Origin of the sequence: Colwellia sp. E2M01 (genome assembly GCF_018860585.1) — a bacterium.
Classification (GTDB): domain Bacteria; phylum Pseudomonadota; class Gammaproteobacteria; order Enterobacterales; family Alteromonadaceae; genus Colwellia.
The window spans coordinates 28,050-50,527 of record NZ_JAHKPR010000010.1 but is presented as its reverse complement, the minus strand read 5'-3'; the positions used below and the strand labels follow the sequence as shown (position 1 = coordinate 50,527).

24 protein-coding genes are annotated in these 22,478 nt (G+C 36.4%); 8 read left to right on the top strand and 16 right to left on the bottom strand.

All coding sequences use genetic code 11. The features are described 5' to 3' along the window. Nucleotides 1-559: 559 nt before the first annotated feature. The 15 genes from rpoS to KO502_RS00935 form a co-directional block, all read right to left on the bottom strand. Nucleotides 560-1,450, bottom strand: coding sequence for an RNA polymerase sigma factor RpoS (gene rpoS, locus KO502_RS01005; RefSeq protein WP_216020690.1), 891 nt, complete (start codon nucleotides 1,448-1,450; stop codon nucleotides 560-562). A 135-nt stretch (nucleotides 1,451-1,585) separates the two neighbouring features. Next, a complete protein-coding gene (locus KO502_RS01000; RefSeq protein ID WP_216020689.1) occupies nucleotides 1,586-2,446 on the bottom strand; it encodes a peptidoglycan DD-metalloendopeptidase family protein in 861 nt (286 codons plus the stop codon). A gap of 95 nt (nucleotides 2,447-2,541) precedes the next feature. Next, nucleotides 2,542-3,120, bottom strand: coding sequence for a YqaA family protein (locus KO502_RS00995; protein ID WP_216020688.1), 579 nt, complete (start codon nucleotides 3,118-3,120; stop codon nucleotides 2,542-2,544). Continuing rightward, on the bottom strand, nucleotides 3,120-3,770 hold the full coding sequence (locus KO502_RS00990) for a protein-L-isoaspartate(D-aspartate) O-methyltransferase (RefSeq protein ID WP_216020891.1): 651 nt from the start codon (nucleotides 3,768-3,770) through the stop codon (nucleotides 3,120-3,122). Before KO502_RS00990 ends, KO502_RS00995 begins: the two co-directional genes overlap by 1 nt. Nucleotides 3,771-3,791: 21 nt before the next feature. Continuing rightward, complete coding sequence (gene surE / locus KO502_RS00985) at nucleotides 3,792-4,541, bottom strand: 5'/3'-nucleotidase SurE (RefSeq protein WP_216020687.1); 750 nt, start codon at nucleotides 4,539-4,541, stop codon at nucleotides 3,792-3,794. Between the two features lie 61 nt (nucleotides 4,542-4,602). Beyond that, nucleotides 4,603-5,676 carry a tRNA pseudouridine(13) synthase TruD gene (locus tag KO502_RS00980; RefSeq protein ID WP_216020686.1) on the bottom strand — a complete coding sequence of 358 codons (1,074 nt, stop codon included), beginning with the start codon at nucleotides 5,674-5,676 and terminating at the stop codon, nucleotides 4,603-4,605. An 87-nt stretch (nucleotides 5,677-5,763) separates the two neighbouring features. Continuing rightward, a complete protein-coding gene (ispF, locus tag KO502_RS00975; protein ID WP_216020685.1) occupies nucleotides 5,764-6,276 on the bottom strand; it encodes a 2-C-methyl-D-erythritol 2,4-cyclodiphosphate synthase in 513 nt (170 codons plus the stop codon). Between the two features lie 11 nt (nucleotides 6,277-6,287). Further along, entirely contained in the window at nucleotides 6,288-7,001 is a 714-nt protein-coding gene (gene ispD, locus KO502_RS00970; protein ID WP_216020684.1) for a 2-C-methyl-D-erythritol 4-phosphate cytidylyltransferase, read from the bottom strand. A 21-nt stretch (nucleotides 7,002-7,022) separates the two neighbouring features. Continuing rightward, nucleotides 7,023-7,322, bottom strand: coding sequence for a cell division protein FtsB (ftsB, locus tag KO502_RS00965; protein ID WP_216020683.1), 300 nt, complete (start codon nucleotides 7,320-7,322; stop codon nucleotides 7,023-7,025). A gap of 79 nt (nucleotides 7,323-7,401) precedes the next feature. After that, nucleotides 7,402-8,076 carry a hypothetical protein gene (locus KO502_RS00960; RefSeq protein ID WP_216020682.1) on the bottom strand — a complete coding sequence of 225 codons (675 nt, stop codon included), beginning with the start codon at nucleotides 8,074-8,076 and terminating at the stop codon, nucleotides 7,402-7,404. Nucleotides 8,077-8,345: 269 nt separating this feature from the next. After that, the gene (locus tag KO502_RS00955; RefSeq protein ID WP_216020681.1) at nucleotides 8,346-8,822 is read right to left on the bottom strand and encodes a group 1 truncated hemoglobin; all 477 of its coding nucleotides are present in this window, start codon (nucleotides 8,820-8,822) and stop codon (nucleotides 8,346-8,348) included. Then, the gene (locus KO502_RS00950; RefSeq protein ID WP_216020680.1) at nucleotides 8,822-9,664 is read right to left on the bottom strand and encodes a DUF3034 family protein; all 843 of its coding nucleotides are present in this window, start codon (nucleotides 9,662-9,664) and stop codon (nucleotides 8,822-8,824) included. The genes KO502_RS00955 and KO502_RS00950 overlap by 1 nt, the downstream gene beginning before the upstream one ends. Next, nucleotides 9,648-12,011 (bottom strand): EAL domain-containing protein, encoded by a 2,364-nt coding sequence (locus KO502_RS00945; RefSeq protein WP_216020679.1) that lies wholly within the window; start codon nucleotides 12,009-12,011, stop codon nucleotides 9,648-9,650. The genes KO502_RS00950 and KO502_RS00945 overlap by 17 nt, the downstream gene beginning before the upstream one ends. Further along, nucleotides 12,001-12,720: a methylamine utilization protein gene (locus KO502_RS00940; protein ID WP_216020678.1), complete on the bottom strand. Its 720-nt coding sequence runs from the start codon at nucleotides 12,718-12,720 to the stop codon at nucleotides 12,001-12,003. Before KO502_RS00940 ends, KO502_RS00945 begins: the two co-directional genes overlap by 11 nt. 94 nt (nucleotides 12,721-12,814) lie before the next feature. Further along, a complete protein-coding gene (locus KO502_RS00935) occupies nucleotides 12,815-15,043 on the bottom strand; it encodes a GNAT family N-acetyltransferase (RefSeq protein WP_252730437.1) in 2,229 nt (742 codons plus the stop codon). Nucleotides 15,044-15,363: 320 nt separating this feature from the next. Here KO502_RS00935 and napE point away from each other — a divergent pair, with 320 nt between their 5' ends. The 8 genes from napE to pdxH all read left to right on the top strand — a co-directional run bounded on the left by napE (nucleotide 15,364) and on the right by pdxH (nucleotide 21,438). Further along, entirely contained in the window at nucleotides 15,364-15,528 is a 165-nt protein-coding gene (gene napE / locus KO502_RS00930; protein ID WP_216020677.1) for a periplasmic nitrate reductase, NapE protein, read from the top strand. Between the two features lie 3 nt (nucleotides 15,529-15,531). Next, on the top strand, nucleotides 15,532-16,125 hold the full coding sequence (locus KO502_RS00925) for a ferredoxin-type protein NapF (RefSeq protein WP_252730436.1): 594 nt from the start codon (nucleotides 15,532-15,534) through the stop codon (nucleotides 16,123-16,125). Between the two features lie 29 nt (nucleotides 16,126-16,154). Further along, nucleotides 16,155-16,472, top strand: a complete 318-nt coding sequence (locus KO502_RS00920) for a chaperone NapD (protein WP_216020676.1) — start codon at nucleotides 16,155-16,157, stop codon at nucleotides 16,470-16,472. Nucleotides 16,473-16,575: 103 nt separating this feature from the next. Further along, on the top strand, nucleotides 16,576-19,074 hold the full coding sequence (gene napA, locus KO502_RS00915) for a nitrate reductase catalytic subunit NapA (RefSeq protein ID WP_216020675.1): 2,499 nt from the start codon (nucleotides 16,576-16,578) through the stop codon (nucleotides 19,072-19,074). A 9-nt stretch (nucleotides 19,075-19,083) separates the two neighbouring features. After that, a complete protein-coding gene (locus tag KO502_RS00910) occupies nucleotides 19,084-19,587 on the top strand; it encodes a nitrate reductase cytochrome c-type subunit (protein ID WP_216020674.1) in 504 nt (167 codons plus the stop codon). An 8-nt stretch (nucleotides 19,588-19,595) separates the two neighbouring features. Beyond that, nucleotides 19,596-20,183, top strand: a complete 588-nt coding sequence (locus tag KO502_RS00905; protein ID WP_216020673.1) for a cytochrome c3 family protein — start codon at nucleotides 19,596-19,598, stop codon at nucleotides 20,181-20,183. A gap of 269 nt (nucleotides 20,184-20,452) precedes the next feature. Next, on the top strand, nucleotides 20,453-20,665 hold the full coding sequence (locus KO502_RS00900) for a PA3496 family putative envelope integrity protein (RefSeq protein ID WP_216020672.1): 213 nt from the start codon (nucleotides 20,453-20,455) through the stop codon (nucleotides 20,663-20,665). A gap of 119 nt (nucleotides 20,666-20,784) precedes the next feature. Beyond that, entirely contained in the window at nucleotides 20,785-21,438 is a 654-nt protein-coding gene (gene pdxH, locus KO502_RS00895) for a pyridoxamine 5'-phosphate oxidase (RefSeq protein WP_216020671.1), read from the top strand. Between the two features lie 103 nt (nucleotides 21,439-21,541). Here the strand turns inward: pdxH and KO502_RS00890 are convergent, their stop codons facing one another. Further along, a complete protein-coding gene (locus KO502_RS00890) occupies nucleotides 21,542-22,363 on the bottom strand; it encodes a M48 family metallopeptidase (protein ID WP_216020670.1) in 822 nt (273 codons plus the stop codon). Nucleotides 22,364-22,478: the final 115 nt, after the last annotated feature.

Here is a 22,478-nt window from a genome sequence, read left to right as displayed (position 1 = left end):
AACTAACTAATAATTAAATACGAAAATCTAAGCATTAATTAGTAAAATCAGGTCGCCGATTTCAGTGTATTTCAGTAAAGAATTAAGTTTAGCATGACACTAAAAATAAAACCCACTGGCTCTAAGTTAAAATTTCTGGCGCGATATTACCATGAACACGACCCTTTATTCTATTAAGATCCGATCTTTTTTATTAAAATTATTTCCATCAACAATAGTTACATGCCTCTATAAATATAATTTATACATACTTGTTGATAATTGCGCTTAAAAAATAAAATCAGACTTATAAGTGAATAAGATATATCACCTGAAATAAAGTGTGCAGATAACCGTACTTAAAATAAATCGTTCGTTGATTAAAATGACTTCAGCTTGAGGTAAGCACCTGACAGAGTAAAGCTACTTTTAATCAAGTACCTAAGGGCTGTACAAAAAAGTAAATCTATATTTTATAAACAAAAAAGCAGTAAAATTTCTTTTACTGCTTTTTAATGATGTTACTTATATTTTTGAACAATAGTTTTCTATTGTGAAAATTTATTAATAGTGTAACAACTTAGTTTTGAAAGATTGCTTCAATTGATAAGTTTTGTTGCGATAAAATATCACGTAAACGTTTAAGTGCTTCTACTTGAATTTGGCGAACGCGTTCACGCGTTAAACCAATCTCATGTCCTACATTTTCTAGTGTTGCGGCTTCATAGCCTAACAAACCAAAACGTCTTGCTAATACTTCTCTTTGTTTGGTGTTCAATTCATTTAGCCAATGTACAATGTTTTTACTCATATCGTCTGATTGTAAATCATCTTCTGGACCGGAGCTTTTTTCGTCCGCGATAATATCAAGTAAGGCTTTTTCTGAATCACCGGCAAAAGGCGTGTCAACTGAGGCAATACGTTCGTTCAAACGAAGCATTTTATTAACATCAGCAACAGAAACATCTAAATGCTGGGCTATATCTTCTGCTGTTGGTTCATGATCAAGTTGTTGAATTAATTCACGTGATGCGCGTAAATAAATATTCAGCTCTTTTACTACGTGAATAGGCAATCTAATGGTACGGGTTTGATTCATTATAGCCCGTTCAATGGTTTGACGTATCCACCAAGTAGCATAAGTTGAGAAACGAAAGCCGCGTTCAGGGTCAAATTTTTCTACCGCTCTGATTAAGCCTAAATTACCTTCCTCAATTAAGTCTAGTAATGGTAGGCCTCGATTATTATATCGTCTGGAGATTTTTACAACTAATCGTAGATTACTTTCAATCATACGCTTACGTGATGGTTCATCACCTTTTAGTGCTAGGCGTGAAAAGTAGACTTCCTCTTCTGCTGTTAATAATGGCGAAAAACCAATTTCGCTTAAATATATTTGCGTCGCATCTAAATTTGATGGAGCATCTTCCTTTGATTCAACAGTTGTTTTTTCTTCTTTTAATTTGACCATGCTATTCTCCCAAATGTGCAAAGCTTTTATTAACGATTAAATTTTCACGGTAACTCCGGTAGTTTTTTTATCAATTATGTTGTGGTTATCTTTAACTTTAACTGTTGTTATTTATTATAATTCAACGGCTAAAGCCTATTTTTTTGGTAAGTATTTTATCGGATTAACAGACTTTCCTCTAAAGCGTATTTCAAAATGAAGCATAACTTTATTAGCATCAGTATCTCCCATATTGGCAATAACATCTCCTGCATTAATTAGCTGCTGCTCTTTAACAAGAATGCGATCATTGTGAGCGTAAGCACTTAAGTAATCATCATTATGTTTTATTATAATAAGTTTACCGTAACCTCGAAGCGCTGTACCCGCATAGACCACTTTACCATTTGCCGCTGAACGTATTTCAGTACCGCGACTACCGGCAATATTAATGCCTTTATTACCTTGAGCTCTGTCAGAGAAAAACTCTATAACTTTGCCGTTTACTGGCCACTGCCACTGCTTGATTTTTTTAGAGAAATCAGACTTTGGTAGTGACTTTTGTACTATTTCATTCTTACTTACATTTTTACCATACGCCTGCTTTTTTGTAGATGCAAGTGTATTTTTCGAACTATTTTTATTGGTTTTGATAGAGCTTTTATTCGACTTTTTATTGTATGCCTTAGCCTTGCTAACTTTTGTGATTTTTTTACTTTTCGATTCGACTAAAAATAAATTTTGTCCTGGGTATATTCGGTAGGGGGAAGAGAGTTTATTTATACGTGCTATATTTCTTACATCTGAGTTAGCACGCCAAGCGATAGAGAAAAGGGTATCGCCTTTTTTAACAGCGTATTGGTTACTGGTTATTTCATCAAGGCTTCGCCCTGAGGTGAAGCTACTGCCATAGAGAGTTGAGACTGGTGCAGGCGTATCTCTGCTACTACAAGAAAATAAAGCGCTCGCCAATATGCAACAAAGAACGGTGTTCTTTAGATAATAAAAATCACTCATAAAAAATACCTCTTAAGGGCGTTTTTTATGAGCTGATATTTCATAATGCTAAGTTTTGCGATGTTAAATTTCTGCATAAACTAATGGTTCATTTTTTAATATAAAACAAAATACCCCACAATGATGGCAGCAACAATACACCAACCTAATGCATCAACCCATTGGCGTATTTTTTGTTCCATCGCACTTCCGCCCCACTTAATGAGACCCGCAACAAGAAAAAATCGCATGCCTCTGCCGATTGCGGAGGTAATAAAGAAAGGAATAAATGCCATGTGCAAAAAGCCAGCGCTAACTGTAAACAGTTTATATGGGATAGGCGAGAAACCAGCAATAAAAACAACCCAAACACCCCATTCATTAAACCAGTTAATAGCAAGATTTAATCGCTCTTGGTAACCAAATTGAGTTACTAATGGTTGTATCCATGGTTCAAACATAAAGTACCCAAGCCAATAACCGACTGCGCCACCTAAAATAGAAGCGATTGTAGTAATACTGGCAAAGTGCCATGCTTTATGCGGTTTAGCTAGCACCATAGGCGCCAGCATAACATCAGGAGGAATAGGGAAAAATATCGATTCAATAAATGTTAATAACGCTAAATAACGTGGCGCAAATTTATGCTCTGCCCAATGTAAAGTCCATTGATAAAGTCTCGAAAAAATTTTCACTACAGTAAATCCCCAGCTACTAAAGGTACAAAACGTACCGCTTCTATTTGTTGTTCTGTAAAATCATCCCCTTCACGAGTAATAATTTTTAAAATTTGAGTTTGTTCGCCAACAGGGATGATCAAGCGACCACCGTCAGCAAGTTGATTTAATAATGCAGGAGGTACGCTAGCAGGTGCGGCGGTAACTATAATCGCTTCAAAAGGCCCTTTGCTTTGCCATCCTTGCCAACCGTCACCATGTTTCATGGCAACATTATGCAAATCCATGGCACGTAAGCAGCGCTTTGCTTGCCACTGTAAAGCTTTAATGCGCTCAACAGAGAACACTTTGTCAGTAAGTTGCGCTAAAATAGAGGTTTGATACCCCGATCCTGTGCCTATTTCCAATATATTATTAGGCCGTTTACCGGCAATCAATAATTCTGACATTTTAGCGACAATATAAGGCTGTGAAATAGTTTGTCCTTGGCCAATAGGTAAAGCTGTATTGTCGTATGCTTTATGGGCTAATATTTCAGGTATAAAAATATGCCTCGGTGAATGGGCTATTGCTTGTAAAACAGCAGGATCACTTATCCCTTCACTTTGTAATTTTTGCGCAAGTAATTCACCACTGCGTTTTGATTTTCCGCCTAACCGATTAGACATCATATAAATTATCCATTTACCTTAAAATTTTAGGCCTGTAAGCCAAGACTTAACTTTTTCAATACTGCGATGTGCTGTCATATCGACAGTGAGTGGCGTTACTGATGCGTAACCATTGGCTACCGCATGAAAGTCAGTACCATCACCACCATCTAATTCTTTTCCTAAAACACCATACCAATAAATATCACGTTGCCATGGGTCTTGCATTTTCTGCATACTTTCAGCTTTATGTCGATGACCTAAGCGTGTCACTTTTATTCCTTTTAATTCATTTAAAGGAATATCGGGTACATTAATATTTAAAATTTGATCTGCGGGTAATGGATGCGTTTGCAAACGTTTAATGATTTTTGCAGTCACTATCGCCGCTGTTTGATAATGCTGTTCAGTTTTACCTGCTAATGAAACCGCAATAGCAGGCATACCCATGTGTCGCCCTTCTGTCGCTGCTGCCACAGTCCCTGAATATAAGGTATCATCACCTAAGTTAGCACCTTTATTGATACCTGCGACGACAAGGTCACAATCAGTAAAGAGGTGACTTGCCCCTAAATGTACTGAATCTGTTGGCGTGCCATTAACTGAAGTGAAGCCATTGTCGAGTAAATCTGCTCGTAACGGATTCATAAGAGTTAATGAATTACTAGCACCGCTACAGTTTCGATCGGGCGCTACTACGTTTACTGTGAAATGTTTCTTCAATTCATCAAAGAGTACTTTAATACCTAAGGCATGAACACCATCATCGTTACTAAGTAGTATTTTCATTAGTTATTAGTCTTGAGTTAATTTGATTGCTAAGCGATATATTAATAGTTATTAGCACACTTTAAAGCGCATTACTGGTTAGTTCTCTTTTATCAACACGAGTAGTCATATCTTGATAGTTTAATAACTCTCGCAATATCGTTGTTGCATAACAGCCCGCAGGTAAAAAGAAGCTAATTTTTATGGCATTTTCAGTCTCTGGGCTATTGAGTAATTCAATATCAGTCTCACTCACCGTTAAACGGATGCGACGACGCTCTTGTTTTAAACCAAAGCGAGGTAGACCTTGGCAAAACTCTGGATTTTCTGCTGCTATTTTTTGCTCTAATAATAACGGCTCGTCTGTTGTCATTAATTCACCCGCCCCCCACATTGGCGCAGTAATATCTACATCTTTATCAATCAAGCGTTGTTTAATAGTATTGTCGACGGCATCGAGGTGAAATACTGATTGTGTACCAGCAAGCATCAACACATCACCAACGGCGACCTGATCAAAACATTGCTGCTTGATACGCTCACTAATAACACGGTTGAAAATATGCGAGCGTGCGGCCGATAAATACATACCTCGCTTTTTCTTATCTTTAACTTTTTGCCCTGAAAACAAACCTAAGGCGCGATCAATATTGCCGCCATTAATACCAAAGCGTTGTTCACCAAAATAGTTAGGTACACCATGTTTAACAATATTATCCCAACGCTGGGTAAACGCTTTAATGGCGGTTACTTCACGTAAGGTAATTTCAAAGTTATTACCTAGTAAACCGCCTGTGCGTAGCTTTTTGTTATGTCTTTGGTAAGACAATACTTCTACACCATCAATATTTAAATCATCTAAATTATATTCTTGCTTACCTGGTACATGTACACCAAACCATTGTTCAGTAATAGCAAAGCGATCTTTTAATCCCGCATAAGAAACAAGCTGTTCTTTTACTTCAAAGTACTTGGCTAATTCACGAGCAACAAATACCGTATTTGCTCCCGTTTTGCGAATATGAATAAATAAATGCTCGCCTTCTCCGCAAGGTAAGAATGGTAATTTTTCATACACTTTAAAATCACTGATTTCATTACGTAATAAACCACTTGATTCAGGTTTACCGTGCAAGTAAGCGTTTTCTATTGACATGTTAGTTATCTTCTTAAATTTTGTAATACGTGTACTTTTGCCAAGATGCTGGCTTAATGTACTTGTGTGCTAAACAAAAGCAAACTGTTAAATATGCTGTACTTCGTCAGCAGGTGGTAGTATTTCTTCTCTGGCAATAAGCAAAACGACAGCGTGCACTGAAATACCCTCTTTGCGCCCTGTGTAGCCAAGTTTTTCTGTCGTTGTTGCTTTAACATTCACCTGCTCAATAGATGACTTTAGATCTTCACTTAAACAAGTACGCATTGCTAACAAATGAGGCGCAATTTTCGGCGCTTGTGCAACGATAGTAATATCAGCATTACCAAGTTGAAAGCCCTTTTCGGTCATTAGCGAGACCACATGACGTAATAAAATGCGGCTAGATATGTTTTCGTATTGACCATCGGTGTCAGGAAAGTGATTACCAATATCGGCTAAACATAAAGCACCTAAAATAGCATCACAAAGCGCATGTATCGCAACATCGCCATCTGAATGGGCAATAAAACCATGTTCAAAAGGTATTTTTACACCACCAAGTACAAGCGGGCCTTCTCCACCAAACTTATGTACGTCAAACCCATGTCCTATACGCATGTTATTGCCTTTTATTTTGCTGCTTGCTTATTCAAATAAAATTCAGCTAAAGCTAAATCATCAGGATTCGTTATTTTGATATTTTCACTACTACCAGGCACTAGTAAGCTCGGTAGGTTAGCTAATTCAATAGCTGATGCTTCATCTGTTATATTCCAGCCTTCTTTTAAGCCTTTTTCTATCGCTGACGTTAGCTCATCTGTTTTATAAAGTTGCGGTGTTAAAGCATGCCATAATTGTTCTCGCTCAACGGTATTATTGATGGTACTTATATCAGCATTGAGTAAATGACCACGCTTCATTGTATCGCGAACAGGGGTTGCTAAAATACCACCGCTATTATGTTGTCGACATGTTTGTATAAGTTTATCAATATCTGTCAGGCTAACACACGGACGCGCCGCATCATGAACTAGCACCCACGGATTTTTTATAGAATTTATGGCTTTTAAACCGCTAAGAACTGAATCAACACGTTCTTTACCACCGGTTACACGAAGGATGTTTTTATTATCGACTAAACCAGAGTCATTGAAGTATTGATCGTTTTCACCTAATGCAATAATAACCTGCGTAATACACGAGTGACTTAAGAGTTTACTTACCGTGTGATAGAGAATTGTTTGTTCATTAATTTTTAAATACTGCTTAGGACAGTTTGCTTGCATACGTTTGCCCACACCTGCTGCAGGTACGATAGCAATAAAAGTTTGTGTTTCATCCATTAAGTAGCATCCTGCCTATCATTAATTGCGGCTATTACGAGGTCTATTATTTTTAGGGATCAAACGAAAGAAAGTTTCATTTTCTTTGATCATGCCTAACTCGTTTCGCGCACGCTCTTCAATTGCTTCAAGCCCTAACTTTAAATCATCGGTATCTGCAAAAAGCAATTTATTACGCTGTTGTAACTTTTCATTTGTCTCTTTTTGAGTGAGCACATTCTCTTTCAATACCAGATAGTCAGGCACACTGTTTTTACCAAACCAAAGTCGGTATTGAAGTAAAATTAAGAGTATCAGCAAAATTGCTGTAAATACGCGCATGCAGGCCTAGTTAATAGTATTAAAGTAATGAAGATATTGCTGTCATTATACCTAACTAAAGGCAGAGTTAAATAGCTAGTTAAATGGCTAAAGTTTTTTTAAAGTCACGCCAATTAATAGAGCAAGAAAGGAGTAATTCTCTCAGGGTAGGAATAATAGGTCGCTGCGTAGTATTACCTTGCCAACATTGACCCGCACAAGCGGCTATCATGATTTTTTTATTTGGTTTAAGTAAACGCTTATTGATAGCTTTATCGCTGGTTTTGGTAAGAATAGCGCTATTATCCGACGAGTCTATTTCAGTCAATGAAAACCAACCGCCAACATTAGTACGAATTCGCTGTTTATCCAGATCAATCCTATCAATACAGTCAATAATTATGTGATCAACTAACAATACAGGTACCACAAGACCAACACGTATGTCTTTTTGTAAATACCAACGCATGGCACTTTTCTGCTCATTAATGGTTTCTTGTCCCGTTAAGGGAATTTTTTTACTTTGCTTCGCTGACCAACTTGCATTTTGATAATCTAAGGATAATGGAGAATGACTTTCAGCAACAACTTTAGTCATAGCATGAGCTGTTCTTGAAATGTAATACGGCAAACTTTTTAAACGTGTTTGTACTGCTTGCGCATTACTATAATCGCCTTTGGCAATAAAGCTAATTTCACGCTGATATAATGCATTACACAACTCAGCAAAATTTCCAGTCTCGGTGTGAATTTGCCAAAGGCTAGATTGCGACATAATTATTTAGTTATACCTAGGTGATAGCCAATAAACGTACCTTAACAATAAACAATAACTTGAGTAACGAAAGAACATAAAATACTTTCTCGTTATTAACTAAGCTTTGCCTATGTTGGTGTTGTGCAATAATACTACACGACAACAGCGCTATATCAATTTTTTATTCTATAAATCAAGTAGCAGTCAAATCATTGCTATTTTTAAGTAAACGTACTTATCTTAATTTTACAGCGAAATTTTTAAAAGGTTTCACCCTATTATTGACTTTATATTTTGATTATTTGACCTCTTAAGGATGCTAATTTGTTAAGTATTTTATTTTGATTTCGATATGAGATGTTAACTTCTTCCATAGATTGTACTAACAACTCTACAACACGATTAAAGTCCTTTTCAGTGATATGCATACCTGTGTGAATATCAACCATACTGTCACCTGTATACTTGCATGGTCCGTCTACAATACCGCAAAAATGTTCGACAAAACCTTGTTTGAAGTGCTTAACACTAGATTTTTCAAAATAGGGCAATATGTCGGGATCGTTAGCGATGTTTTTCACAAAAACATTTACTAACTTTTCAATGCCTTGTTGACCACCAATCGCCTTATAAAGAGAGTTGTTTTTTTCACTTTGGTACGGAATATGAGTCTCATCTGCTACATTTTTTTCAACCGTGTTATTAGTACAAGCAAACAATAAAACAGTTAATAATAAGCAAAGAATATGTGAATGGTGAAACATTAATAGGCTCCCGATAAAGATAGATACCAACCATTTTGTTCAGGTATCGCGGCTATAGAACCCAAGTCAAGATAAGCTAAAGTAACTGTAAAATATTTATTGGGAAACCAAGCTATAAATAAATCTTGCCAATCAGATTCCTGTAGACCCAAGTTGTCTGGTTTCATTCTATATTCGGTGCCAATAGCTAAGTGTTTATTGAGTAATACCGCAACAGATACTTCCGCTTGTAATGACCCATCGCCATCAGGCCCGCCAAAACCTAGTAACCCCATTTCATTTGCTTTTGTATACCGAGTGGCTACATTCCACAGTACGTTATAACCCGCTAATAATCCTAAGTGTAATTTACTTGCTGCTAAATAAATATCTGTCCCGCTATCCTCTTTAGCATTTAATGAATAAGCAACTTCGGGGGTATTTAACATTTTATGTTGCATTCCTAACGAGACTTGTGGCCAGTCACTATAAATTAAGTCTCCATATACTCTTAATTTAAAACCTATAATGTTTTGAGATAAGGTTAGTGATAAAGGCTCTACATCGAAGTTTTGCCGTGCAAATGAGACTTCCAGTCGGTCATATAAATTGAGCTGTCCGCCACAACTATCTAATTGAAAGTTTTTCACGTTAGCGCGCGAGCAGAAAGCGGAAATGGCAATCTCATCCTCAGTCGCATAACCCGCTAATTGAGCCCACGGAACTAAGCCGCCGCCGCCCGAACCTTCAATTTGAATAACACCAGGGGTTGCTAATATTTTTCCATTAGCCCAACTAAGGGAAGGCATAATGAGCGATATTAGTATAAGTGAACATGAAGTAAAGCTACAAAGGCGATTCATAAGTTTTATACCACTCAATAAATTTTTCAGCATTAACAGGACGAGATAAATAATAACCTTGAGCATAATCACAATTAAAACGGTTTAACAGCATTAAGCTTTCTTTATTCTCAACCCCTTCAGCAACAACACTCATGCCAAGTTTATGACCAAGGGATATAGTCGACGCAACAATATCTTGATCTTTTTGACATTGATCTAACCTTAAAATAAAGGTTTTATCTATTTTTAATTCATCAACTGGTAAGTTTTTTAATTTAGCTAATGATGACTGACCAATGCCATAATCATCAACTGAAATAGCAAAACCAAGAGATTTTAAATGTAATAACCGAGAGAGGACTAACGCTTCATTTTCAGCAATATCTCTTTCTGTTAACTCAAGTGTTATTTGTGATGTTGCGACATTATGCTCTGTTACCTTCGTAAGTAAGTAATCAACAAATTGTTCGTTTTGAATATCTTGGGCGGATAAATTAATTGAGACTTTAAATTGATAGCCCTGCTGATTCCATTGCTCAACCTGTCGAATAACTTGTAGAATAACCCATCGAGTTAAGGTGACAATAAGGCCTGCCTTTTCCGCTAAATCAATAAATAATTCTGGATTAACAAACTCTCCATCTTTATTAATCCACCGGATTAGCGCTTCAAGTTTATCGACTTTACCTGTATTCATATTTAATTTAGGCTGGTAATTCATAAACAATGGGCTTGTTTTACTCTCAAGCGCTAGTTTTAATTCTTCAATCAATCGTAGTTTATAGAGGTAAGTTTCGTCTTCACCGTCCTGATATAACCGTAAAAATAACTGTTCTTGTAATGCAGCAGCAACCGCCATACTTGAACGTCGAATTAAACGCTCTGCATCAATACCATGTTCAATTGAATTAGCGACCCCAAAATATAAAGACAAATCGATTTTTATATCATCAAGCCAAAAAGGACGACTTAACTCACTTTGTAATAACTCTACAATATGTGTAATGTCATCAACTTCATTGATTGCAACCGCCACTAAAAACTCATTATCCTTAGTACGAGCGATAATAGTTTCTGCCCTTGATTTTTGCGCTGTAACTTTATGCGGAGCTTGGCTTAGCTTTTCAATATAAACACGGACTCGTGCTGCTATTTCTTGCAGAATAAGATCACCATTAGTTAAACCTATGGTGTCATTTAGTGCCTTAAACCCTTTAATATTAAAGGTTATCAATGCTAATTTAATATTATTTTTAAAGTACTTTTCGACTGCAGATAAAAATTTATAACGATTATACAATCCCGTTAAAATATCATGTTCAGCTTGATAAGTGATTGCTTGCTCTCTGTTTTCAATTGCTGCTCCCATCACAGAAAACCCTTGGTAAAGCTCATTAAACTCTGCAGGTAATCGATTGGTTAACTTAGGAACAGCTAATTCCCCGTTACCAATCTTTTTCGTTACTTCCATCAATACAGTTAACGGCGTTGATAAGCTTCGAGAAAGCAGACGAGAAAAAGTGAAAGCGATTACTATCACGATAAAAGCGACAATTAACATAGCGTAAATTAAACGATTAAAGTCGCTCTGTATTTGCGCTAAAGACGCAGATAAAATAACTTGGACATCACTAGAGCTAGCAAAGTTGAGAGTTTTATTAAAGTAATCTGAACGAGTAAATAAAAGGCTAGGTGATTGTTGTTCTTGCTCTACTAATAACTGTGATTTTACGGCTTCGTTTGCAATGGTTGAGCCAAGAAGTTTATTGTTTTGTACAAGCGTAACATCAAATGCAATTAACTCTTTAAGCTGTAGTAAAGCAGTCTGTTTAAATTCAAAACCGATAACGGTATAGGCAATAATTCTTGGCGCTTTTACAGGAACAACAATAACTTGAAAGACTTTATTTTCGATACTTAGTATTTGGGCATGTACTTCTCTAAATGGGAGTTTAGTAATATTTTTTTCAATAACATCACTAGTAAAAGAAAGGGATGAGCTAGTTGTTGATAACTTCCCTTCTAAATCAAGTATTAGCATTAAATCTGCATTAATACGTTTACCTTGATTGAGTAAAACACTCTCTACTGTTTTTTTGTCTTTTGTGGCAACAGCCTGTTTAAATCCAAAATCAGAAGCAAGAACACTGGCCGTGGTAATAAGTACTTGCTCTTGTGATTTTAGCGTTTGATTAAGTACATTTTGCGCAAAATACATTTGTCGTTCAATTTGGCTTTCCGCGTAGTCTGCAAACCTAAACCAATTACTGGCGGTTAAAAAAATGACCGTCAATAAAATTAAGCTTGTTAATAGCCAAGTTATTTGAGCTTTAAAGCTTAAGCGAGTGTTGGCTTTAGTGTTCATGAGTCGCTAATTCGGCAAAACTATCTCTCGCCTTTGGAGTATTAACATTTAGCATTAGGGTAATGACATCTTGATTGAGCACTTCTTGAGTAAGTGTAAATAAGGTATGTTTATCCACGCCGGCCGCACTACCTGCATACCAAACTTGTAATTGAGTATTTAATGGTATGCTATTTTGCGGTAATTTTGCCTCCCCGTTTTCATCAGTCAGATAATATTGTGATTTATCCGTGACATAAATATAACCAACCATCGAATCATGAATATTACAGCCCATCACCACCACACCAGTATTATCAAAATGTATAGGGCTTTTCGGCTTACCTGCATATAACTTTAATTCAAATGTTTTTGCTAAAGAAAATGAATAAACATGATGACGTATATCATCACTATTAGGAAAACTAACAAGGCTATTCACCGGTACAATTAACACTTCAGGTGAGAATTCTTTATTTATTTGATCCATTACATAGATGTGATCTGCTGATTTTTTGTTTGTCGTTGTTAGTTCAGCAACATATTCAATAACCGCATTCCTTAGCGGAGTATTATGTTGATCAACTACTTTGATCAACGTTTGCCCCATTGAAGGCTTACTATAGACAAGCGTACAAAACATTATAATCATGACATATTTTACAATAACGAATATTCTAGATGTTTTTTTATAATGCGCTGTTTTAAGTGTTTTTGTATATATTGTCATGATAACCTTAAGTATATTTAGTTATTAAATCATAGCTGTACATGTAGAAAGTGTCTAATCAATTGATTCTTTTAATATTTGGAAACACCTGAATTTAAGACGCTAATAAACATAAATTAACGTAGCCTTTTATGTGGTTATCCAACATTTTTTTACCCGAATAACCGTACTGCTTGCAAACAGTTTCACTATCGTGTTTTTGTATTAGGCGAGTGATGAGCATAAGTTCGGTTTTATATACATCACTATCAATATCAGTTTCAGCTTCTAAAAGCTGTTGTTTAAACCACAAATATAAACTGTAAACACAGCTACTAAATAATCGCTCACCGGTTGAATAGGCTTTGACAGTAGCGAGATCTAATGGCCTTAAAGCAGTTAACGTTGATTTAACCTGTTTAGTCAACAATAAATGTACGAGTGGCGGTGCAAGAGTTTTATACTCATCTAAAAGTAAGTAATCAAAACTACGGTAAAAATCATGACTAAGGTGATCTTGAGTCGTTATAGCTTTTTCGTTTAAGCCTTTAAGCACTAGTGCCGAATTTTCGCCACTCGCCTTATCTTTAGTAAAACCAATTCTAACCGTTGTAAATTTTGCATTTAACCAAAAGGCCAGTAAGTCACTATTAGCACCAAAACTGGCGCCAATAAAATCAACATTTTGTTTTTTAGCAAGTAATTCTATTTCTTGCATAAAATGAGAGCCAATACCTTGTTGTTGTAACCTAGGATGAATAGCAATACGCATAATACGTAAATATTGAAAGTTAAATGCCGCCTCAAAGCCACAATGTGTTAATAGAGACTGTGGCAAAAAGTGATTAGGTAACCGACGTTTTGCTTGTTTAATATTACTAATATCGCCCTTATCAAGACGACTATTTGCCCCTTCGGTCATTAATAAAGCAACGCCAATAATTTTTTCTTTCTTATCACCACTAAATAAACAAGCCACCTGTACCTGCGGATTATCAAGCATCAACTTTAAATCACTAGGTTTAGTTTGATAATGAGCCGTGACTAATATGGCAAAAACTTGCTTTAATAGCACTTCATCGTTAACTAAATCTTCAGCGCTAATCACTCGACATGAAAGTGTGTCTAAAACAATTTTAGTTGAGGTTTCTATTCGTTCTTTTTGACTCGGAAAATTTTCAATATTCGGTAATTCAGCATTCAATAAACAAGCTTCAAAAACTAATTGCTCAAGAGGATCATCTTCACGCCAGCGAATAGGTTGATTGACATGTAAACTTGTCCATTGTGGGCATACGCTATTAAGTGTTTTTTGAAACTTTAACGTAAAGCTACGCCCTGCCCCTTCATAGCCATGAACTGTACTAGAAAAAACCATACGGTGATAATGGCTAAGCAATTGCTCAAGCAGATAAACAGGAATTGCCGCCGCTTCATCCACTACCAGTAAATTACATTTAACCGGAGATTTAATAAGTTGGTCAACCGGAATAAAACGTAAATTAGCTTTACCAAAAAGAATGGTATTACCTTGTTGAATAATACTTTCTTTTGCATTATCAACTGAGCGTTCTTTAATAATATCAGTTGATAAACTTTGCTTTAATTGTCGGTAAAATACTGACAAAGATTGAATATCAGGCGCACTAACCAACACATTAAAATCATCATTACTGTGCACTTGCATTAACTGCGCACAAGCAATAGCTAATGCCGATGATTTTCCTCTCCCGCGATCAGCTGTTAAGACTAATGGTCGTTTTCTATGTCCCGATACAACCTTTTTAATTGCCGTAACGGCTTCATATTGCTCATTGGTAATACAGCCTTCAAGGTGTACTTTCGGTAATAGAGCTTTAACACTTACATCAGAAACTATAAAATTGTGACTTAAATTTACTTGTGATTGAGTTATTACTGTGTGTTTATCATTAGCTTTAACAAGTGAATAAAAACGTTTGAAAAACAAACTTTCTTCAATGTTTTCATTGAATGACGACGTAATTAGAAACATCACTCCACCTGCTTTTAATATACCCGATAACGCAGCAAAAGCATCGATAGTAAACTGACTATCAGCAAAAATTATAAAATCACTTTCCGTACCTAAATAATCACGAAAACGTTTTTTTTGAATAGTCGCCTTGAATACAGAGCTATCACCATATATTAGGCATTTTGTATTTTCCTGTTCTAGCGTTAAAGAAAAGTTTTCGATGCTATTTAATAAGGAATTCGCCCAGGACTCTTCTCCTGATAAGACAATCAAGCGACGTTCATTATTTTTCAAGGCGTCTTTTCTTAGTTGATTAAACCAAGATAAAAAAGCATGTGATTCCGTCATATTTTCTTTACACCTTAAAGATCACTTTCATTAAATACAGAGCCAACAAAACCATAAAAAGCGAGTAAAAATATAATCTTGATACAGCATTATTAAAATGAGATTTATCAAGCATATCACACAAACGTAAACACAAAAAAAACGACTTGCTAATAGTGTGTTTTTTAAACAATCACTATCTATACTATTTAAATGAAAAATTACGAGGTTACTTGATGAAACTTGATCCAAGTCAACATTCAAGGGCAAGCAAAGGATTAGAATCTGTACAAGTTTCTAACACAGGTTAATTTACATAAATTATAAACTTAGAGAGCATTATGAACCAAGCTACAACACCTGAACAACAAAAAAAGCATGAGCGAAATACCTTTATTTTTCTTGCTGTTTTTCTAGCGCCTATTTTATCTGTATTAATCGTTGCAGGCTTTGGTTTTGCCATATGGATAAGTCAAATGATGGTATTTGGCCCACCGAGCGCTTAACCATTGTTTACTAAAAACATCCATCAAAACACGCAAAAAAATGAACGCGTGGAGGATCCTTCTCGAAGAAGGTTTTTTCGTGGCCAAGTAAAAACCAAACAAGTATTACGTTTACCTTGGATAATTAATGAAACGATATTTACCTCAGGCTGCACACAATGCCAAGACTGCATCACTAGTTGCGAAACCAACATTATTGTTAAAGATGAAGATGGCTTTCCTAAAGTTGATTTTAACTTAGGGGAATGCACTTTTTGCAATAAATGTATCAATGCATGTGAGCAACCACTTTTTTCTGGTGCCTTCCCTAACGACTATATTGTAAATGAGACTACCGATGAACAAGCAATAGAGAATGAGCATACAAAAGCTTGGCCCGTCACAATTGCAATATCAGACAAATGTTTAGCCAAAAATAATATTTATTGTCAGAGTTGTCGTGATGAATGTGAAACCAGTGTGATTAAATTTAATTATATTAATTCCAGTATACCTGAGCCAAGTTTAAACGACCTAGATTGTACGCAATGTGGCGCTTGTATTAGCAGCTGCCCACAAGATGCTATCGCATTTCACTTTGAACCAAACACTATTTAACTTAACCGATTTTTCAGAGAGTAAAAATAATGGAAAGCACTGAAAATATAAGCGATGAATACCATGTAGCGAGTTTTGTCGCTTACCCCATACTTGAGCAGCTTGATACAGTAAAAAAAGCAATTCTTACGGTTGAAGGCACCGAGATTCATGCAGTCAGTGAAGAAGGAAAAATAGTATTTACGATAGAAGGTAATAGTTACCGAGATATTGGCAGCAAGATGGATATCATCAGGGTGCACAAAGGCATAATTAACTTATCTCCTGTTTACCACCAAATTTTAGACGAAAGTGAAAAAGCTCCTGATGAACCAAGCATTGATGCGGTAAATGTAGGTATTAACTAATAGCTCATAAAATAAGTATACGTAACGCATTAATAACGAATAAAACAGAATAAAAATATATTTAACAACATTGAATCAATATAAATAAGAGGATGGTGACACAATGACAATTAATCGCCGAGAATTCATAAAAGCTAACGCTATTGCAGCCGCAGCAGCTGTTGCCGGTGTTTCTGTACCTGCAATGGCATCAAATCTAATTACCAGCTCTGATATAACCAAGCTTAAATGGGACAAAGCCCCTTGTCGTTTTTGTGGTACTGGCTGTAGTGTTAATGTAGGCGTCATGGACGGTAAAGTTGTTGCCACCCACGGTGATATTAAGTCTCCTGTTAATAAAGGTCTTAACTGTGTTAAAGGTTATTTCCTTTCTAAAATCATGTACGGAAAAGACAGACTGACTCAACCTTTATTACGTATGAGTAATGGCAAATACGATAAACAAGGTGAATTCACACCTATTTCTTGGGATCAAGCTTTCGATGTAATGGCAGAAAAAGCTAAAACTACGTTAACAGAAAATGGTCCTGAAGCAGTTGGCATGTTCGGCTCTGGTCAATGGACAGTTCAAGAAGGCTACGCTGCCGTTAAATTAATGAAGGCAGGTTTTAGAACCAACAATATTGACCCTAACGCACGTCATTGTATGGCTTCTGCCGTTGGTGGTTTTATGCGTACCTTTGGTATTGATGAGCCAATGGGCTGCTATGATGATTTAGAAGCCGCTGATGCCTTTGTGTTATGGGGATCGAACATGGCAGAAATGCATCCTATTTTATGGACGCGTTTAACAGACCGTCGTTTAAGTGCACCACATGTAAAAGTAGCGATATTATCAACATTCGAACACAGAAGTTTTGATTTGGCTGATAACGGCATGGTGTTCACACCGCAAACCGACTTAGCTATTTTAAACTATATTGCTAATTACATTATTCAAACAGATCGTGTTAATACTGAGTTTGTTAATAAACATACAAACTTTAGATTAGGTGAAACAGATATTGGTTATGGTTTACGTCCTGAACATCCATTAGAGCAAGTAGCAAAAAATAATGGTAAAACAGCAGGAAGTTCAACCCCGATTAGCTTTAATGAATATGCTAAATTTGTAAGTACTTATACCGCAGAATACACTGCTAAATTATCAGGTGTTCCTGAACATAAACTTAAAGCATTAGCTGAATTATATGCCGACCCTAAAGTGAAAGTAACCTCGTTTTGGACAATGGGCTTTAATCAACATACCCGTGGTGTGTGGGCGAACAACCTTGTTTATAACATTCACTTATTAACAGGTAAAATCTCAACGCCTGGTAATAGCCCATTTTCATTAACAGGCCAGCCTTCTGCTTGTGGTACAGCCCGTGAAGTAGGTACTTTCTCACATCGCTTACCTGCCGATATGGTGGTTACTAACCCTAAACATCGTGCAACCGCTGAAAAAATATGGGGTTTACCTGAAGGTACTGTACCGCCTAAACCTGGATATCATGCAGCTTTACAAAACCGTATGCTAAAAGATGGCAAGTTAAATTTTTATTGGGTGCAATGTAATAACAATATGCAAGCCGCCGCCAATATTAATGAAGAAGTTTATCCTGGTTACCGTAATCCTAAAAACTTTGTTGTGGTCTCTGATCCATACCCAACAGTTACCGCCCAAGCTGCCGATTTAATTTTACCTACCGCTATGTGGGTAGAAAAAGAAGGTGTATACGGCAATGCTGAACGTCGTACTCAATCTTGGTATCAAATGGTTGAATCACCTGAAGGGGCAAAATCTGATTTATGGCAGCTCGTTGAATTTTCAAAACGCTTAAAAGTAGAAGATGTGTGGCCTGAAGAATTAATCGCTAAAAAAGCAGGAGTTCGCGGTAAAACATTATTTGACGTACTTTATAAAGACTCTGCTGTTGGTAAATTCTCACTTGACGAAATTCCAGAAGATCGTTTAAACGATGACGCCCGTGATTTTGGTTTTTATATTCAAAAAGGTTTATTTGAAGAATACGCAACCTTTGGCCGCGGCCATGCACACGACTTAGCGCCATACGATACTTATCATAAGGAGCGAGGTTTACGTTGGCCTGTAGTAGACGGTAAAGAAACACAATGGCGCTTTAAAGAAGGCTCTGATCCTTATGCTAAAAAAGGTAGTAACTGGGACTTTTACGGAAACAAAGACGGTCGAGCAAATATTTTCGCCCTACCTTATGAGCCACCGGCAGAGTCTCCAGATGAAGAATATGACTTATGGCTATCAACAGGTCGAGTATTAGAGCACTGGCATTCTGGTTCAATGACCCAACGTGTTCCAGAATTATACAAATCTATGCCTGATGCGCTCGTTTATATGCATCCAGATGATGCTAAAAAACGCGGAATGCGTCGCGGTGACTTAGTTAAATTAATATCTCGTCGCGGCGAAGTACAAACGCGTGTTGAAACAAGAGGACGTAACAAGCCACCGAAAGGCTTAGTTTACATGCCTTGGTTTGACGCAAGTCGCTTAGTGAATAAAGTCACCTTAGACGCCACCGATCCGCTATCAAAACAAACGGATTATAAAAAATGTGCCATCAAAATTGAGAAAGTATAGGAGTACACAATGAAAAAATTTAATCTAGCAGTCATTGCCAGTTTATTGGTACTCGCTGTATCACCATCTCTGTACTCTTTAGCTGCATATGCGACAGATAAAGAAACAATTAATACTCCGGCGACGTTACGTGATCACACTCCAATTATGACTCAAAAAGAGCCAAATCAAATTCCTAAAGTAGTAAATAAGGACATTAAACAAGGTCGTAATTATCCAATGCAACCACCGGTGATCCCTCATACGATACGTGGTTATGAAGTAAATACGATGAATAACAAATGTATGTCTTGTCATTCACGTCACCGTACCGAAAAATCACAAGCACCTATGGTAAGTGTTACACATTATATGGACCGAGATGGTAATTTTTTAGCTGATGTATCACCACGTCGTTATTTTTGTAATCAATGTCATGTGACACAAGTTGATGCTGAGCCTTTAGTTGAGAATACTTTTACTGATATGAATAGTTTAATGAAGAAAAAAACTATAAAAACTGAGAGCCATTAGGAGCCAACATGAAAAAACTATTTTTAATTGGTTGGCGAACGTTAACCAAGCCAAGTGGCTACTACAGCCTTGGTGCGTTAGTTATTGGTGGTTTTATTGCCGGTATTATCTTTTGGGGTGGTTTTAACACCGCTTTAGAAGTAACTAATACTGAAGAGTTTTGTATTTCATGCCATGAGATGGAAAATAATGTCTATGAAGAATTAAAGCCTACTATACATTTCACCAACCGCTCAGGTGTTCGCGCTACATGTCCTGATTGTCATGTTCCACATAAATGGACAGATAAAATTGCTCGTAAAATGCAAGCATCGAAAGAGGTTTGGGGTACTATTTTTGGAACCATAAATACTCGTGAGAAGTTTTTAGTACACCGTAAACGTCTAGCTCAAAATGAGTGGACACGTTTAAAAGCGAATGACTCTTTAGAATGTCGTAACTGTCATAATTTTGATTACATGGACTTTACTGAACAAAGTGAACGTGCAGCTTATCAACATTCTACGGCGCTTGCTTCAGGTGAAAAAACCTGTATTGATTGTCATAAAGGTATCGCTCATCACTTACCTAATATGGAAGGTGTTGAGGGTTGGTAAACGTATAACTAATCAATAACTCAATAAAAAGCCAGTGTTTGTCACTGGTTTTTTATTGAGTGCTTTAACAACTTTTCATGACTTTATAATATTAACCGAGCATCAACTAGATAATATGTACAAAATATATAAAGCATCCGTGTATAAAAAGTTCAACCAGTAATATTTTTGTTTATTTTTGTAATTGACCATTGAAAATCGCTTTTAACTTACCTATGTTAAGCAATATACTTTGCAATATTTCAGCTATTATAGAGAAGGTAGTACTAATGGAAATTGATATTGACGATAATTTTTCAGACGATATTAGTGATGACAGCACAGATGAAACAGCAAATGATAGTAGTGCAAAAGGTAATACACTGTCTGACAAAAAGATCCAAGAACAAGCACAAAAAAACTTGTTAGCTCGAAAGCGTATTGACGAATTACAAGAAAAAAAGCGCCTCAAAGAATTACTTGATGATAGTGAAGATTGGTAACTGAATCCTTTGCTAAAAACCATTAAATATAAAGAGGGATATCAAAGTAATCATCTTGCATTAGTATGATTAAAGCCTAGAATACCCCATTATTAATTATATTCATTCATTTATATATTATGACTTTATTTGAAAAACTGCGCTGCCTACTAACTTTTGGTCAGGGAGTTGCCTTACCCCTTCCAGAACTATCTGCAATCACTACGCCTGAACAGTTATTCAAACAGTGGTTTGATGATGCAAATAAAGCAGGCATATTATTACCTGAATCTATGTCTGTAAGTAGCTGTAGTGCTGATGGCCAACCAAGTAGCCGTATGGTATTACTCAAAAGCTATGATGAGAATGGGTTTGTTTTCTTTACCAACTACGGTAGCCGTAAAAGCAATGAATTAACTGAGAATAATAAAGTTGCCTTATTGTTTCACTGGAATGTATTACAGCGTCAAATTCGTATTGAAGGTACTGTAGAGAAAGTTAGTGTACAGGAGTCTGCCAATTATTTTCATAGTCGTGACCGAGGTAGCCAAGTGGGCGCTTGGGCTTCTAAGCAAAGTCAAAAAATTAAATATGACAATGAATTAAAAGATCGAATGAGCCATTACCAAGAAAAATTTTCAGAAGGTGAAGTACCTCACCCTGAATTTTGGGGCGGATGGCGAGTGAAGCCTAAATCTATTGAATTTTGGCAAGGACGAACTAATCGCTTACACGACAGAATTTGTTTTGAAAAAGAAAATGGCCAGTGGACACAACATAAGCTGCACCCTTAATATTTTTATATACGTAATAAACGATATACAAAAATGCCTATAGAGTGCATGACTCTATAGGCATTTTTTATAGGTATAGCTTACGTCAACACTTACCAAAACATTACGCAGGTTTAGGTATAATTTTAGGCTTTACACAGTTTGGAGCCTGGTTTTTATCATAGTACTTCATCGAAACTGATAAATGTTCACTAAGCTGCTTTATACGAGTTTCATTAGATGGGTGTGTCGACATAAATTCCGCTGGTGCAGTTTGCCCTGAACTTGCACTAAAAGCCGCCATATTTTGCCAAAGCTTAACGCTCGCTTTAGGATCAAACCCCGATCTTGCCATGAGATCTTGACCAACAATATCAGCTTCACTTTCATGAGAGCGACTATAAGGCATAATCAGACCATATTGTATGCCCATACCAAGTCCAGCCATCCACATATCTTTATTTTCAAACTCTACCATTCCTGCTGCGGTTGTTGCTGCAGTCATACCAATACCTTGAATTTTATTAGCTGATAAACGTTCATTAGAATGGTGTTCAATAACATGCCCTACTTCATGACCAATAATAGCGCCTAACTGATCTTGTGTTTCAGTTACATTTAAAATGCCCGTATAAACCCCTATTTTACCGCCAGGTAAAGCAAAGGCGTTAACTTGTGCTGAATCAAACACCACAACTTCCCAGTCACCTTGATGTACAGACTTTGCTACATTTTTAGTGATGGCACTAGCAACACATTGCACAAAATCATTTGTTGCTTTATCTTGACTAATTGCTGTATTTTTTTTCATTTCTTCAAATGAACTTTCACCCATTTGATCTAATTCTGCACTTGAAAAAAGCTTAATTTGTTTTCTACCTGTACTTGAGCTTGAACAAGCGGTCAGTACAATTAAAGCGCTTAGCATAATAATCTGAAATTTCATAAGTAACTAAATTTTCCATCAAATGATAATTACGCTTATTTTATGACGATGTCAGCCTTTATACTAGGTGTTCCATAAATTTATACCAATTTGATTAAGTTCTTTCCCACTCAGC